Consider the following 15914-nt stretch of genomic DNA (forward strand, 5'->3'; position numbering starts at 1 on the left):
GTGATCGCGCTCGGAATCGCCGCCGCGTGCTGGACGCTGGGCGCGGGCGCCGCACTCGCCTTCCGGCGCCGCGCGATCGGCGCATCGCTCGGAGCGGCCGGCGCCGTGGTCGGTGGCGTGGCCGCGGCCGAAGCCGCGGTGCGCGCGCTCGGCGCGCCGGCGGGGCTGCACTGGTCCATGCCATGGAGCGTGCCCGGCGGCGCCGTCGCGCTCCGGCTGGATGCGCTGGCCGCGGCGTTCCTGCTCCCCGTGGCCGTGGTGGGCGCCGCGTGCGCCCTCTATGGCGTGGCCTACCTGCGCCACCACGCCGGCCGTGGCCACGGCGGCGCGTCGATGGCCGCCTACAATCTGCTGCTGCTGGCGATGGCGCTCGTGGTCACAGCCGACAACCTGGTGCTGCTCATCGTGGCGTGGGAGCTGATGACGCTCAGCTCGTGGGCGCTGGTGGTGAGCGATCACGATCAACGGTCGGTGCGCGCCGCGGGGCTGCAGTACCTCGTGGCCGGCCACCTGGCAACGGCCGCGCTGCTGCTGTTCGCCCTCCTGTTCGCCACCGCCACCGGCGGCTACGCCATCGCGCCGCTGGGCCCCGCAACCACGGCGAACGCCGGCCTGCTGTTCACGCTCGCCCTGATCGGCTTCGGCACCAAGGCCGGCCTCGTCCCGCTGCACGTCTGGCTCCCCGACGCGCATCCCGCGGCCCCATCGCACGCGTCGGCGCTCATGTCGGCGGTGATGATCACGATGGGGTTCTACGGATTGGCGCGATTCATCCCGCTGCTTGGCGCGCCGGCGCTCTGGTGGGCGTACACGCTGATGGGATTGGGCGCGGTGGGCGCGGTGGCCGGCATCGCCTTCTCCATCGCGCAGCGCGATGTGAAGCGCGCGCTCGCATATTCCACCGTCGAGAATGCCGGTCTCGTGGCCCTCGCCATGGGGGTCGGCGTGCTGGCCACGGTGCTGCACCGCCCGGTGCTGGCCGGGCTCGCGTGGGGCGCCGCGCTGCTCCATCTGTGGAATCACGCGCTGGCCAAGAGCCTGCTCTTTCTGGGATTCGGCGCCGCGGCGCAGCGCGCGGGCAGCCGCGACCTCGACGCGATGGGCGGCCTGCTGGCCCGATGGCCGGTGGTGGGCGGCACGCTCGTGCTCGGCGCCGCGGCCATCGCGTCGCTGCCGGGGCTCAACGTGTTCACCAGCGAATGGCTGTTGTTGCGCGCGCTGCTGGCCGGCGCGCTCGACCTCAGCGGCGTGAACCGGATCGCGCTCCTGGGCGGGATCCTCGCCGTGGCGTTCACGGGCGCGCTCGCGGCGGCCGCGTTCGCGCGCCTGGTCGGCGTGGGACTGCTTGGAACGCCGCGCACCGCGGGCGCGGCCAACGCCGCGCCCCCCGAACGCGCCATGCGCCTGCCGATCGTCGCCCTCGGCGCCGGCTGCGTGCTCGTGGCCGCGATGCCCCATCTCGCGCTGGGCGCGCTCGCGCCCGCCGTGCGCGTGGTGGCGCCGGCGGCCGACCTCGGCGCCGCGGAGGCCATGCTCCGGCCCATCGCGCTGCTGCTCCCGCTGCTCGCCGCGATCGTCCTCCTCACGCTCGGCCTGCGCGCCGTGGCCACGCGCCGAGCGATGGCGCGCCGCGGGCCCACGTGGGGATGCGGCTACCCCGCGCCCACGGCCGCGATGCAGTACACGTCCACCTCGTTCGGCGGGGCGCTCACCAACGTCCTGCAACCGCTGCTCCACGTCGAGACGCGGCGCCAGATGGTTGCCCGCCAACTCCCCATCACCGGAGAGCGCGCGGTGTGGCCGCTGTCGGCGTCGTGGGCGTCGTCCACCGCCGACCGCGTACTGGAGCGACTCTACACGCCGGCGTTCGCGAGCATCGCGCGCGCCGCGCAGCGGCTGCGTTCCCTGCACCGCGCGCGCGTGACCACGTCGCTGGTCTACATGGTCGTGGTGGTGGTCGTGCTGTTGGGCCTGCTCGTGCTGCCCGGACTCAACCGATGATCCTCGTGACGTTGAGCGTCGTGCTCATGCTCATCGCGGGCGTGGCGGCCGTGGCGCTCTCGGCGCGGCGGGCGCTGGCCGAACGCGTGTTCCGCACGTGCCTCGTGGCCGGCGCGATCGCGGGATTGGTGCCGGCCCTTCGCGTCCTTGGCGGGGGGACGGTGGCCGACGTGTCCGTGGCCTCGCACGTGCCGGGCGGCCCGTGGGTGTTCGGGCTGGACAGTGTGTCGGCGGTGTTCCTGCTCGCGGTGCTGTTGGCCGGATCGGCCAGCGCGTTCTACGGCGTGACGTACCTGCGGCGCGACGCATCGCGCCGCGGCGTGGCCGTGCCGCACCTGCTGATGACCATGCTCCTCGCCGCGATGACCCTCGTCGTGGTGGCGCGGGCGGCGGTGCCGTTCCTGATCGCGTGGGAAGCGATGGCGCTCACCTCGTACGCGCTCATCGTCACCGACCACGACCGCGCCGAGAACCGCCGGGCGGGCATGCTGTACCTGGTGGCCACGCACGCCGGCACGCTGGCGCTGTTCGCGCTGTTCGCGGTGTGGGGGTCGGGCGGGGGCGACCTGTCGTTCGGGTCGCTGGCGGCGCATCCCCCCGTGGGCCCGGCGCAGGCCGCCGTGCTCGTGGCGGCGCTCGTGGGGTTCGGGATGAAGGCCGGCGTCGTGCCCCTGCACTTCTGGCTGCCCGAGGCGCACGCCGCGGCGCCGTCGCATGTATCGGCCGTGATGTCGGGCGTGGTGATCAAGATGGGGATCTACGGCCTGATGCGCGTGGGCATGCTGCTCGGCGTGCTGCCCGCGTGGTGGGGGTGGCTGCTCCTCGCGCTGGGCGCCGCGTCCGGCGTGCTGGGCGTGTTGTGGGCGCTGGCGCAGCACGATCTCAAGCGACTGCTCGCGTTTCACAGCGTGGAGAACATCGGGATCATCCTGCTCGGGCTCGGCGCCGGATCGCTGGGCGTGACGTACGACCATCCGCTCGTGGCCGTACTTGGATTCGCCGGCGCGGCGCTGCACACCTTGAATCACGCGCTGTTCAAGTCCCTGCTCTTTCTGGCCGCCGGGTCGGTGGCGCATGCCACCGGTACGCGCGAGATCGACCGCTTGGGCGGCCTGGCTCGGCGGATGCCGCGCACGGCGATCGCGTTCCTGATCGGCTCGGCGGCGATCGTGGGCCTCCCGCCGTTGAACGGCTTCCTGAGCGAGTGGCTCGTCTTCCGTTCGCTGCTGCAAGCCGGCCTCACGCCCGAGTCCCTGCGCATGGCGGTGCTGGCCGTGGCCGCGCTGGGGCTGATCGGCGCGCTGGCGTTGGCCTGCTTCGCCAAGGTGATGGGCGTGGTATTTCTGGGATCGCCGCGCGACGCGGGCGTGGCCGCGGCGCACGAATCGACGCCCGGGATGATGCAGCCGATGGCGTTCCTCGCCGCGGCCTGCGCCGCGATCGGGCTGCTGCCGGCGCTGGTGCTGCCGCCGCTGTTCCGCGTCGGCGCGCTCGTGGCCGGCGCGTCCCTGCCCGGCGTGTGGACACTGGGCGTCGACCCGGCCGTCCGCACCATCACCTGGTTCACGGTCGCGCTCGCGGCGGCGCTCGCCGCCGCATGGGCGGCGCGATCGCGGCTGCAGCGCCGCCGCGCATCGCGCGCCGCGGATACGTGGGGTTGCGGCTTCTCGCCCGTCACGCCGCGCATGCAGTACACCGCGTCGTCCTTCGCCACGCCCGTACTCGACGCCTATCGCGCCGTGGCGGGCGTGCGCGTGCACCGCACGGCCACCTCGTTCGCCACGCACGCCGTGGACCCGGTGCTCGACGCCGTGGTGCTGCCGGTGTGGCACGGCGTGCAGTCCGCGGCGGGCAGGGTTCGCCCGCTCCAACGCGGCCGGCTATCGCTCTACCTGATCTACATCGTGGCCGCGCTGGTGGGCGTGCTGCTGTACCTCGTGCGCTGGGGACGGGCCTCATGATGCCGGTGGTGGATCCGCGCGCGGTCGCCGCGCTGGCCGTGTTGCTGGTGCTGGCGCCGGCCCTGCCCGGCGTGGCCGTGAAGACCAAGTCGTGGCTCACCGGGCGGCGCGGCGCGCCCGTGCTGCAGCTCTACGCCGATCTCGCCAAGCTCGTCCGCAAGGGATCGGTGTACAGCACCACCAGCACGTGGGTATTCCGCGCCGGGCCGGTGGTGACCCTGGCAGCGCTCGTCGCCGCGGCGCTCTTCCTGCCGCTCGACGGCCGCCAGGCGCCGGCGCACTTTGCCGGCGATCTCGTGGCGTTCGCGGCGCTGCTCGCGTTGGCGCGGTTCGCGCTCGTCCTTGCCGGACTCGACACCGGGTCGAGCTTCGAGGGCATGGGGGCCAGCCGTGAGGTCACGTTCGCCAGCTTCGCCGAGCCCACGCTCTTCCTGTGCTTCATCGCGCTCGTGCTCGCCACGGGGCATCTCTCCATGAGCGGCATGTTCGGCGCGCCCGTGGCCGCGGCGTGGGCCGGGGCCGCCGCGCCGCTCAGCCTGGTGGCGATCGCCCTGTTCGTGCTGCTCCTGGCCGAGAATTCGCGGGTGCCGGTGGACGATCCCGCCACGCACCTCGAGCTCACGATGATCCACGAGGTCATCGTCCTCGACCACAGCGGCCCCGATCTGGCGCTGATCCTGTACGGCAGCGCGCTCAAGCTGGCGATCTTCGCGGCGTTGATCGTCGGGTTGGCCGTTCCGCGCGCCACGCGCTCGCTGCCCGAGGCGTTGCTGCTGCTCGCCGCCGGGCTCGTGGCGGTGGCCGTCGCTGTGGGCGTGGTGGAATCGGTGATGGCGCGGCTCCGGCTCACGCGCGTCCCGCAACTGCTCGTCGGCGCCGGCGCGCTGGCGCTGTTCGGCATCATCCTCCTGCTCCGCTGACCATGCAGACCGCCGCGCAGATCGTACTACTCCTGGTGGTACTCACCGACTTCGCCGTGCTCGGCACGTCGCGGTTGCGCACGTGCATCCGCGCCCTCGCCGCGCAGGGCCTCCTGCTCGGCCTGCTGCCGATCGCGCTGGCGCCGCAGCTCACCATCCATGCCGTGACGCTGGCCGCCGGCACCGTGCTCGTGAAAGCCATCCTGCTGCCCTGGTTCCTGACCTGGGCCATTCGCGAAGCGGCGGTGCGCCGCGAGGTGGAGCCGGTGGTGGGCTTCATCGCCTCGCTGCTCCTCGGCGCGGCGGCGCTCGCCCTGGCGTTCGCGATCACCGCGCGGCTGCCGCTCGCCGAGGTGCGCGAGCCGCTGCTCGTCCCCGTGGCGCTGGCCACCGTGATGATCGGCCTCATCGTGCTCACCACGCGGCGCAAGGCGCTCACCCAGGTGGTGGGCTACCTGATGCTCGAGAACGGGATCTACCTGTTCGGCCTCACGCAGATGGAGAGCGTGCCCTTCCTGCTCGAACTCGGCGTGCTGCTCGACGTATTCGCGGGCGTGTTCATCATGGGCATCGTCGTCTTCCATATCAACCGCGAATTCGACTCGCTCGACTCGGCGCGGCTCACGGAGCTCAAGGACTGATGCGCCTGATCGCGCTCTGCCTGCTGCCGGCGCTCATCGCCGCGATCACGATGGCCGCGCGGTCGCCGCGCGTGGGCCGCTGGCGAGTGGTCGCGCTGGTCGCCACGGCAGCCGCGCACCTGGCGCTCACGATCTCCCTCTGGGTGTCGCCGGCCGACGCGACGGTCAATGGGTGGTTCGGCGTTGACGCCCTGGGCCTCCTCGTGCTGACCGTCATCAGCATCATCTTCTTCGCCACGGCCGTGTACACGGTGGGCTACCTGGCCCGCGAGACGCCCCGCGGCGGACGCGCGTTCGTGGGCGGGCTGCTGGGATTCCTCTCCGCCACCACCATCGTCTGCGTCAGCCAACATCTCGCCATGCTCTGGGTGGGTATCGAGGCCACCACCTTCTCCGTGGCCCCGCTCATCTATCACCGGCACGACCGCCGCTCGCTCGAGGCCGTGTGGAAGTATCTGCTCATCTCGTCGGTGGGCATCGCCCTCGCGCTCCTCGGCACGTTCTTCCTGGCCAGCGCGCAGCGCGATGCGCCCGGCGCGCCGCTCATCCTCGGCGACCTCATCGCCCACGCCCACGAACTCCAGCCCGCGTGGCTGCGCGCCGCGTTCCTCTTCCTGCTCGTCGGATTCGGCACCAAGATGGGGCTGGCGCCCATGCACACCTGGAAACCGGACACCTACGGCGAGGCGCCTGCGCTCGTCGGCGGCCTCATGGCCGGTGGGCTCACCAGCTGCGCGTTCCTTGGCGTGGCCCGCGTCACCGAGATCGCGATGGCGGCCGGCATGGCGCCGTTCATCCAGCCGGTGCTGCTCGGATTCGGACTCCTGTCGCTGGCCGTGGCCGCCGCGTTCGTGATCGGACAGCGCGACCTCAAGCGCCTGCTCGCCTATTCGAGCGTGGAACACATGGGGCTGCTCGTGCTCGGGCTCGGGCTGGGCGGCGTGGGCGCGTACGGCACGGTGTTGCACCTGGTCAACAACGGCCTCTCCAAGGCGTGGCTCTTCCTCGTGACCGGTAACGTCGTGCTCGCCATGGGCACGTCGTCGGCGGCGCGTGTCCGCGGCCTCGTGCGCGCGCTCCCGGTGTCGGGCGTGCTGCTCGTGCTCGGACTGTTCGCCGTCACGGGGTCGCCGCCGTTCGGACTCTTCATCAGCGAGTTCACGATTCTCCGCGCCGCCGTGGCCGGCGGCCATCCGTGGATCGCCGCCGTGGTGCTGCTCCTGCTCGCGATCATCTTCGTGGGCATGGCCGCGCTGATCCTGGAGATGGCGCTCGGCGAGCCCGAGTCCCCCGTCCCACCGCAGCGGGAGAGCGCGTGGCTCCTCGCCGGCCCGATCGCGCTCGCCGCCGCCGTGCTCATGCTCGGCGTCTACATCCCGGCACCGCTGCAGCACGTGCTCGCGCAGGCCGCCGTGGCGCTGGGCGGGAGGACGCCGTGAACGCGTTCAACGAGATCGGGCTCCGCAACCGGCGCGCCGTGTCGCTCGCCTCGGTGCCCGTCGAACCGGTGGACGCCTGGCGCCGCACCGTGATCGACGCCGTGGCCGCCGAGTGGCGCATCGTGGCGTTGTTCGGCATGCCGGAGGCGGCCGACACCACGCGCCTCGTGGCCATCCTCGCCAACGACGCGCGCGGCGAGCTCGGCGCCACCACGGCCCTCGTGGGCGACCGCTATCCCGCGCTCACGCCCGACTGCCCGCAGGCCCACGCCTTCGAGCGCGAGATCGCCGAGCAGTGCGCCGTACTGCCCGAAGGCCATCCCTGGCTCAAGCCGCTGCGGCGCCACCTGCCCGACCATCGGCCGCCGGCGCGCAGCAACGTGGTGCTCGATCCCGCCGTGTATCCGTTCTTCCGCGTCGAGGGCGCCGAGGTGCACGAGGTGGCCGTGGGCCCCGTGCACGCGGGCATCATCGAGCCCGGCCATTTCCGATTCCAGGCGCACGCCGAGGAGGTGCTGTTCCTCGAGATCATGCTCGGGTATCAGCATCGCGGCGTCGAGCGCCTGCTCGAGTCGGCGCCGGCGGACCAGCGCATGCTGGTGGCCGAGTCGATCGCCGGCGATACCGTGATCGGACACGCCGGCGCGTACTGCGGCGCGATCGAGGCCGTGTCCCGCTGCCGCAAGTCCCCGCGCGCGCAAGCCATTCGCGGCATCGCGCTCGAGATCGAGCGGCTGGCCAATCACATCGGCGACCTGGGTGCGATCGCCGGCGACGTGGCGTACCAACCGGCCGCCGCCTACTTCGGCCGCATGCGCGGCGAGTGCCTCAACCTGCTGATGCAGCTCTCGGGCAATCGCTACGGACGGGGCCTCATCCGCCCGGGCGGCGTGACGTTCGATCTGCCCGCCGACATGGCCGGCGAGATGCGCGCGCGCCTGGAGACGCTACGCGACGAACTGGAGCCGGTGGCGGCGCTGATGTTCGAGACCGCCTCGGTGCAGGCGCGGCTCGAAGGCGTGGGCACGGTGTCGCGCGAGCAGTGCGTGGCGCTGGGTTTCGTGGGTCCGGTGGCGCGGGCCTGCGAGGTGGCGCGCGACGTGCGCCACGATCACCCCTACGGGATCTTCCGCTTCGCGCACATCCCCGTGGCCACCGGCTGGGCGGGCGACGTGCACGCCCGCGCGCTCGTGCGGTGGCACGAAGTGCGCCGGTCGCTCGAGTTCGTGCTCGAACAGCTGGCCGCCCTCCCCCGCGGCGAGGCCCGCGTGTCGTGCGGCGCTTCATACCCGGGCCAGCTGGCCGTGGCGCTGCAGGAAGGATGGCGCGGCGAGATTGCCCACGTGGTCATCACCGGCGCCGACGGCGCGGTGCGCCGCCACAAGGTGGTCGATCCGTCGTTCCACAACTGGACCGCGGTGGCGGTGTCGCTGCCCGGCAACCAGATCTCCGACTTCCCGCTCTGCAACAAGAGCTTCAACCTCTCGTATGCCGGCCATGACCTCTAGCCGAGCGCCGCGGGCGCTCCGGACGCACAGGCGATGCTCGACTTCCTGAAACAACGGATGCGCCAGGGCATGCGCACGTCGTCGTTCCCCGACGGCCCGGTGGACTTTCCCGAGCGCTTTCGCGGGCTCCCCGTGCTCGATGCCACGCCCGGCGCGCCGCCGCTCGACGTGGGCGCCTGCCTGTTCAGTCCCGAGGAGGCGGGCGCGCGCCCCGAGGGCACGCTGACGTTCTCGCGCGACCACCGCATGGCCGCGTCGTCGCGCCAGGCGCTCATCTCCCCCACCGGACAGGTGGAGCTGGCGCGCGCGCTCGACGCCGAGATGCAGCGCCTGTTCAAGCGGTCGCTGCGCCTGCGCTCGGTGGTGGCCGGAAGCTGCGGCGGCTGCGAGGCCGAACTCAACGCGCTCGGCAACGTGGTGTTCGATCTGGCGCGGTTCGGCGTGCAGTTCGTGGCGTCGCCGCGCCACGCCGACGGCCTCATCCTCACCGGAACCGTGAACCGCAACATGCTCGACGCCGTGCGCAAGACGTACGAGGCCATGCCCAGCCCGCGCCTCGTCATCGCCGTGGGCGCGTGCGCCATCGCCGGCGGCCCATTCCGCGGCAGCGCGGAGATCGGATTCCCCAGCGACCTGCCCATCGATCTCTACGTGCCCGGCTGTCCGCCGCACCCGCTCACCGTGCTCGACGGCCTGCTCCGCCTGCTCGGCCGCCTCCCCTCGCCTACCGGGCCTGCTTCCGCCGCCACATGATGGTGCCGGCCACCGTGGCCGCGGCCACCACGATCGTCACCACCAACACCGCCACCACCTCGGGATTGTGGATCGCGCGGCCGGCCGCCCCCTCGAGCACCTTGGCCACGCCGGCGCCCAGCGCGAAGCCCAGCCAGTAGTAGATCGCCGCCCAGAGAATCGACGCCACCGCCGCGCCCACGAGAAACACCAGACGGTTCATCCGGAGCGAACCCGCCGCCACCGTGAGCAGGATCCGGAACCCCGGCACCAATCGTCCCAACGCCACCGCCACGGCGCCATGGGAGTTCAGCCACTCCGCGGTGCGGTCCGCGCGCGCGTCGCTGAACCCGAATCGGTGGCCCATGCGCCGCAGGAGCGGTTGTCCCAACCGCCGCGACACCTCGAACAGGATCGCGCTTCCCGTGACCGTGGCCGCGAACACCACCACCGTGGTGAGAAAGAAGTTCGCGTGGCCCGCGCGCCCCGCCGCGCCCAGCGCGGCGATATACACGTCGCCCGGCACCGGCAGCGGCACCCCCGATTCCTCCACGAAGATGCCCACGAACGCGCCCACGTACTTCCAGCGCGCCAGGAACGCGAGCACGGTCGCGATCACGACGCGGCGCCCGCCCCGGCCATCGCGTCGCGCAGGTCGAACTCGCGCAGGACCGCGCCGCTGGCTTCGAGCGCCAGATATTCCAGCCGGCTGCGGCGCATGCGCCCCGCATTCGCGTACCGGTCGCCGCGCACCAGGTACCGGCGGTGATTGTGCCCGAACACGCCCAGCGCGCACCGTTCGCGCTCCACCATCGCCAGGCAACGCCCGCGGTACATGCGGTCCACGCGCGCCGCCACCGTGCCCGCCACCACGGCCTCCGCCATGCTCGCCGCACCGCGCACCAGCCACAGGTGGCCGAATCGCCGCGAGATCCCGTCGCCGAAATTTCCCACCGACGAATCGTGCATCGGATCCACCACGTGGCCGTGCGCCACGAGCACCCGCCCCACCGCGGCGTGCTCGAGCACCAGCGACCGCGCCCCCGCCCCGGGATCGTGGTTGCCCTCGAGCCGCGCCAGCTCACCGGCGCGGGCCATCGCCGCGATCAGCGCGCTCAGCGCCGGATGCGCCTGCTCGGCGCGCGACACCGGTTCGAACAGCCCCTCGAAGATGTCGCCGTTGAGCACCACGAAGTCGCCCGCGTCCCGCGCGCGCTGCAGGAACGCCAGCGCGAGTTGCGCCTGCGCCGGCGCGCTGTAGCTGCCCAGATGCCAGTCGCCCGCGATCACCGTGCGGCTCACGGTGCCGCCCCGCGCTGCCGAGCCATCAGCGTGTCGTAGAGCGCCTGCGTGGCGCGCCGCGCCTGCTCCTGCAGGGGCTTGAGCACCGCGAGGTCGCGGGCGCGCTCCGGATCCTTGGCCACCGCGATCGGCGTGCCGATGGCGATGTCCATGCGCACCGGCAGCGGCACCGGACTCCAGAACGAGAGCCTGCCCAGCGAGAACCCGGGATACGCCGCGAACCCGCCCACCACCGCCAGCGGCACCACCGGCACGCCCATCCGCACCGCCAACCGCGCGAAGCCGTACCGGTCGTCCCACCGCAGGCGATAATCGCGCGACCGCGGGCTCGACTCGCGCCGCCCACCGGGCGTGATCATGAGCTGGTCGCCGCGCTCCAGCACCCGCAGGCACGACGACTCCGACGGATCGATGAGCCCGGCGTCGCGCTTCAACGCCGCCAGTCCGGGAATCGCCCGCTCCAGCGGATTGCCCTTGGACGCCGCGATGCGCAGCGTGCGCAGCGCGCCGCCCCGCTCGAACCAGTCGCGCCACGCCAGCTGGTACACGGCGATCCCGAGATCCACGTTCAGGTATCCCGCGCCGTGGTGGGTGACGTAGATGCACGGCCCCGTGGGTGGCGTCCCCTCCACGCGCACCCGGTGATAGCGCGACATCCAGCGCGCCAGGCGCATGTAGCCGAATCGGTAGCGCCACTGACGCGGGTCGAGCGCCGGCACCTCCCCCGGCCCGGCGGCCGCTTCACCCATCGGAAGTGCCGCCCGCGATGAGTGCACGCACGGCCGCCTCCACGCGACCCGCGAACGCCGCCGGGTCCGCGGCATCCGCGCTCGCCGCCGCCGGCGGCATCATCGGATGGCCGAATCGGTATTCCAGCCGCACCGGCAGCGGAAAGGGCGGCAGCCACAGACTCGCGCCGCGGATGGACAGGCGCCCCAGATGCTGGCGGTCGGCGCCGGCGATGGCGAACGGCAGCACCGGCACGCCGGCTTGGATGGCGAGCCGCGCGAACCCGGTGCGCCCCTTCCACCGCAACTCGTCGCGCGGCCCGTACAACTCGCGCGTGCCGCCCGGAAAGATCAGCAGCGACTCGCCCTGCGCCAGCACCGCCAGCGCGTGCGCCTCCGTGGCCGGCACCGCGTTCACGTTCCGGCGCATCCATCCCAGCACGGGCGTCTTGTGGATGGACGTCCCGGTCTTCTCCAGCACCCGGATCGCCGGGCGGGCGGTGTCCCAGAACGTGAACAGCGCCAGCATCACCGTTTCCAGATATAGAAACGTCTGCGGATGCTTGGCCACGTAGATCACCGGCTGGTCGGCGGGAATGCGATCCTCGCCCACCGAGCGCGCGCGAAAGTAATAGCGGGACAACACCCGCACGCCGGGGATGATGACGCGGGAGAGCCCGCCCTCCCGGCGGAACCGGCCCGTGGAGACTGCCGGCTCGGTCACGCCGGGACGCCGATGGCGTCGCGCCGGGCCGTGCCCGTCGCCGCCGCTTCCTCGTACAGCGAAGTGATCGTGAGCGCCACGCGGCTCCATGCCAGCTGGTGCGCGCGCTGCCACCCCTGCCGCACCACGTGGTGCCGCAGCCGCTCGTCGTCCGCCGCCCGCAGGATGGCCGCCGCCAACGACTCGGCGTCCGCCGGCGGCACCAGGATCGCCGCGCCCATCGTGGCGTCGCGGTAGCCGGGAATGTCGCTCGCCACCACCGGCCGGCCGCTCGCCATCGCCTCGATCAGCACCACGCCAAAGCTCTCGCCGTGCGTGGACGGCGCGCAGAACACGTCGCACCAGCGGTACATGTCCACCAGCCCCTGCTCGTCCACGCGGCCCAGGAACTGGGCGCCCGCGCGGCGCGCCAGATCGCCGAACGGCGCCGGATCGCCATGCCCCACCACGCGCAGCTCGAGCACGCGTCCCCGCTCCCGCAGCAGCGCCGCGGCCGCCAACAGGTGCCGCAATCCCTTGCGCGGCTCGTCGAAACGCCCCACGAACAGCAGGCGCAATGGCCCCGACTCGCGCGGCTCCACCGCCACGTTGTCCACCCCGTGCGGCGCGTGCGGCGTGGCGAACGTGGTCGGGTCGATGCCGTTGGGCACGATGTGGATGGGGCCGTCGAACACCCGCCGCGCGAAGTCGGCCGCCGACTCCGACACCGCGATGCCGCACTTCAGCCGGCGGAGCGGCCGCGCCAGCGCCCGCCGGGCCAGCGTCATCACGCCCCGCTCCGACTCGGAGAACGTATGGAACGTGGCCACCAGCGGCGCCGTGGAGCACTGCACCGCGTACCGCGACGGGCCCGGCACCCAGGGCTCGTGCACGTGCACCAGGTCGAACCGTCCACGTTCCAGGTACCGGCGCACCGCCGCCTTGGACACCAGCAGCCCCACGCGCGCCCGCGAGCCGTTGGCCCGCACCGGCACCACGCCGGGCAGGCTGTCGCACCGCGGCGGCGTCTCGCCGCTGGCCGGACCGAGAATCCGCAGATCGTGCCCCTGCCGGCGAAGCGCTTGGGCCAGCGTGATCACATGGCGATTGACGCCACCTTCATGAGAAAGATCGTATGGCGTCACCAAACAAATGCGCATGTCAACAGGGTTGGAAGGCCGATCGGACAGACGAACCGCGAACGGAGACTTTCTCCCTGGATTCGTGCCTTGCGCCCACCGCGGCAGGGCTGCCGAGGCGCTCCAGAGGGGGGTGCCGCCCCAAAGTATAAGCCCTGTCTCCGGGGGATCAATCGGGAGTCCACCATGGACCCCGGGCCGCCATGCAAGACTTTGCGCCATCTTGACTTGGCGCGGGCGCCATCCGGCCCCCTGACCGTCCCCGGCACACCGGCCCTTTCGGCAGGGCCACCGCGCGCGCCATGCTTCCCCATACCCCGGTCGTTCGCCGCCACGCTTCCACCGTACCCCGAATGTCCCTCGGCTCCGCCCTCGACGCCGCTCGCCACGACTTGGCCTACGCGCTCCGCACGCTGCGCCGCGCGCCGGCATTCACCCTCATCGCCGTCGCCACCCTCGCCGTGGGCATTGGCGCCACCACGGCCGTGTTCAGCATCGTGAACGGCGTCCTGTTGCGCCCCCTCCCCTACCGCAATCCGTCGCACCTCGCGATGGCGCTCGAACTCAACAAGGACGGACGCTACCGCTCGCCGTCCTACCCCACCTACCGCGACTGGCACGACGCGGCGCCCGCCCTGCGCGGCGCCATCGAGGGCATCGCCTGGGTCAAGGGCAACAGCGGGACGATCGCCACCCCCGAGGGGCCCGAGCGCACCGTCGTCGCGTACGTGACGCCCAACTTCTTCTCGGTGATGGCCGTGCGCCCGATCCTCGGCCGTACCTTCACGACGGACGAGGCCCGATCGGCCCCCACGAGCGGCGTCGTGCTGTCGTACGACACGTGGCGCGAACGCTACGGCGGCGACAGCGCCGTCATCGGCCGCCAGATGAATCTCAACGGCGCCCTCGCCACGATCATCGGCGTGATGCCGCCCGACGCCTATCCCACCTTCGCCCAGCTCTGGCAGCCCATCGGCGCCATCGAGACCACCGATTCGTCGCTGCAGCGCCGCGGCGCGCTGGCCGACAGCCGCACGGTGGTGCGCATCGCCGACCGTGCCGATTCGCTGCGCGCGACCGCGGCCCTCAACCCCATCGAGCAGACCCTTGCCGCCGAGTATCCCGCCGTGTCCGGCGGGTGGACGTCGGCCGGCCTCTACCCCATCCGCAACGAGATGCTGGGCGACGTCGGGCCCACGTTGTACCTGCTCGCGGGCGCCGTGGCGCTGGTGCTCCTCCTGGCCTGCGCCAACGTCGCCAACCTGTTCGCGGTGCGCGCGGCGGGCCGCGCGCGCGAGCTGGCCGTGCGCTCGGCGCTGGGCGCGCGGCGCGGGCGCATCGCGCGACAGCTGCTCACCGAGAGTCTGCTCCTCGCCCTGCTCGGCGGCGCCCTGGGCACCGGCCTGGCCTTCTCGCTCGTGGACGCCGTGCGGCGCGTCGCGGCGCGCCAACTGCCGCGCCCCGACCAGATCGTGGTCAGCGGCGGCGCCCTGGCGTTCGCGCTCGGCGTCTCCATCCTCGCCGCCCTGCTCGTGGGAATCGCCCCCGCGCTCGGCGCCACGCGCGCCGATCTCATCCAGCGGCTGCGCGGCGGCGCGTCGGGTGCCGTGGGCGGCGGTCGCGAGGCGCGCGTCCGGAATGGGCTCGCCGTCTCGCAGCTCGCGCTCGCCCTCGTGCTGCTGGTCGGCGCCGGACTCCTGGCCCAGAGCTTTCGCCGCGCCGCGCAGGTGCCGCTGGGCTTCGACCCCGCCGGCCTCATCACGATCAACGTCGGAGTCCCCGGCCAGACCCTCGATGCCGCGCAGTCGGCGGCCATGTACGACCGCCTCGAAGCGGCCGTGCGCGCCGTGCCCGGCGTGAGCGACGCGGCGCTGGTGAATCACGTGCCGCTGAGCGGCGCCGGCGTGCCCACGCTGGCGCAGATCGACAACGCCGGCGGCGGCGAACGCAGCGGCGTCTCGGCGTGGTATCGCACCGCATCGGCCAACTATCTGCGCACCATGCGCATGCACATGGTGCGCGGCCGCTGGCTGAACGCCGACGACATGCATGCCGGCGCGGCCAACTTCGTGGTCAACGAGACGATGGCCAGACGCCTCTGGCCCGGAAAGGACCCCGTGGGGCAGCCGCTCACCGTGCACCGCGCGGCGCAGGGCCGGCCCGATTACGGGCAGCCGATACCCGGTCAGGTGGTGGGCGTCGTGGCCGATGTGCACCAGACGGCGCAGGACGTGCCCGTGGAGCCCGAGGTGTACGTGCCCTACACGCTCGAGGTCTGGACCGGCATCACCGTCGTGGCGCGCGCGCGCGACCCCGCGCGCGTCATCCCGGCCCTGCGCACCGCGGTGCACGAGGTGGAGCCGTCGGCGCCGCTCACGTCGCTGGGCGGTCCGTCGGCCATTCGTCAGATGTCGAGCACGCTCGCCGAGAGCCTGGCCAGGCGCCGGCTCGCGGTCTCACTCGTCGGCGCCTTCTCGGCAGCGGCGCTCCTGCTGGCCGTGCTCGGGCTCTACGGCGTGGTGGCGTACGGCGTGGCGCAGCGCACCCGCGAGATGGGGGTGCGGGTGGCGCTCGGCGCCACCCGCCGCCAGATCCTTGGCTTGGTGCTCGGCCACAGCGCCAGGCTCGTGCTCGTGGGCCTGCTCGTGGGCACCGCGTGCGCCGCGGGGCTGTCGCGGTTCATCCGCGCGATGCTGTTCCAGACGCCGGCCGGCGACCCCGTGGCCTACGCGGCCACGGCGGCCGTGTTGGCGGCCGCGGCGCTGGCCGCGGCCTACATCCCGGCCCGTCGCGCCGCCGGCGCCGATCCGACGATCGCGATGCGGGCGGAATAGCCGCGG

Annotated in this window: 13 protein-coding genes; 8 read left to right on the plus strand and 5 right to left on the minus strand. The window is 72.8% G+C overall.

The genetic code is table 11. The features are described from left to right. The 7 genes from VNE60_10830 to VNE60_10860 are packed head-to-tail and all read left to right on the plus strand — an operon-like array spanning window position 1 to window position 9223. The gene (locus VNE60_10830; protein ID HVB32010.1) at window positions 1-2001 is read left to right on the plus strand and encodes a proton-conducting transporter membrane subunit; all 2001 of its coding nucleotides are present in this window, start codon (window positions 1-3) and stop codon (window positions 1999-2001) included. Beyond that, a complete protein-coding gene (locus tag VNE60_10835; protein HVB32011.1) occupies window positions 1998-3962 on the plus strand; it encodes a proton-conducting transporter membrane subunit in 1965 nt (654 codons plus the stop codon). Before VNE60_10830 ends, VNE60_10835 begins: the two co-directional genes overlap by 4 nt. Further along, complete coding sequence (locus VNE60_10840; GenBank protein ID HVB32012.1) at window positions 3959-4882, plus strand: NADH-quinone oxidoreductase subunit H; 924 nt, start codon at window positions 3959-3961, stop codon at window positions 4880-4882. The genes VNE60_10835 and VNE60_10840 overlap by 4 nt, the downstream gene beginning before the upstream one ends. Before the next feature lie 2 nt (window positions 4883-4884). Beyond that, window positions 4885-5523: an NADH-quinone oxidoreductase subunit K gene (locus VNE60_10845; protein HVB32013.1), complete on the plus strand. Its 639-nt coding sequence runs from the start codon at window positions 4885-4887 to the stop codon at window positions 5521-5523. Beyond that, window positions 5523-6962: a proton-conducting transporter membrane subunit gene (locus VNE60_10850; protein ID HVB32014.1), complete on the plus strand. Its 1440-nt coding sequence runs from the start codon at window positions 5523-5525 to the stop codon at window positions 6960-6962. The genes VNE60_10845 and VNE60_10850 overlap by 1 nt, the downstream gene beginning before the upstream one ends. Beyond that, window positions 6959-8470 carry a hypothetical protein gene (locus tag VNE60_10855; protein ID HVB32015.1) on the plus strand — a complete coding sequence of 504 codons (1512 nt, stop codon included), beginning with the start codon at window positions 6959-6961 and terminating at the stop codon, window positions 8468-8470. The genes VNE60_10850 and VNE60_10855 overlap by 4 nt, the downstream gene beginning before the upstream one ends. A gap of 33 nt (window positions 8471-8503) precedes the next feature. Then, entirely contained in the window at window positions 8504-9223 is a 720-nt protein-coding gene (locus VNE60_10860; protein ID HVB32016.1) for a hypothetical protein, read from the plus strand. Here VNE60_10860 and VNE60_10865 read toward each other — a convergent pair. From VNE60_10865 to VNE60_10885, 5 genes are read right to left on the minus strand one after another with little or no spacing between them, the layout of a single operon-like run. Continuing rightward, window positions 9195-9821 carry a DedA family protein gene (locus VNE60_10865; GenBank protein ID HVB32017.1) on the minus strand — a complete coding sequence of 209 codons (627 nt, stop codon included), beginning with the start codon at window positions 9819-9821 and terminating at the stop codon, window positions 9195-9197. The two genes, VNE60_10860 and VNE60_10865, sit on opposite strands and share 29 nt — an antisense overlap. Next, a complete protein-coding gene (locus VNE60_10870; protein ID HVB32018.1) occupies window positions 9818-10504 on the minus strand; it encodes a metallophosphoesterase in 687 nt (228 codons plus the stop codon). The genes VNE60_10865 and VNE60_10870 overlap by 4 nt, the downstream gene beginning before the upstream one ends. Next, entirely contained in the window at window positions 10501-11253 is a 753-nt protein-coding gene (locus tag VNE60_10875; protein HVB32019.1) for a lysophospholipid acyltransferase family protein, read from the minus strand. Before VNE60_10875 ends, VNE60_10870 begins: the two co-directional genes overlap by 4 nt. Beyond that, complete coding sequence (locus tag VNE60_10880) at window positions 11246-11956, minus strand: 1-acyl-sn-glycerol-3-phosphate acyltransferase (GenBank protein HVB32020.1); 711 nt, start codon at window positions 11954-11956, stop codon at window positions 11246-11248. The genes VNE60_10875 and VNE60_10880 overlap by 8 nt, the downstream gene beginning before the upstream one ends. Then, on the minus strand, window positions 11953-13095 hold the full coding sequence (locus tag VNE60_10885) for a glycosyltransferase family 4 protein (GenBank protein ID HVB32021.1): 1143 nt from the start codon (window positions 13093-13095) through the stop codon (window positions 11953-11955). Before VNE60_10885 ends, VNE60_10880 begins: the two co-directional genes overlap by 4 nt. Window positions 13096-13427: 332 nt before the next feature. On the opposite strand from VNE60_10885, the gene VNE60_10890 reads away from it, so the two are divergent. After that, window positions 13428-15908, plus strand: a complete 2481-nt coding sequence (locus tag VNE60_10890; protein ID HVB32022.1) for an ABC transporter permease — start codon at window positions 13428-13430, stop codon at window positions 15906-15908. Window positions 15909-15914: the final 6 nt, after the last annotated feature.

This window comes from Gemmatimonadaceae bacterium, assembly GCA_035533755.1.
GTDB lineage: Bacteria > Gemmatimonadota > Gemmatimonadetes > Gemmatimonadales > Gemmatimonadaceae > JAGWRI01.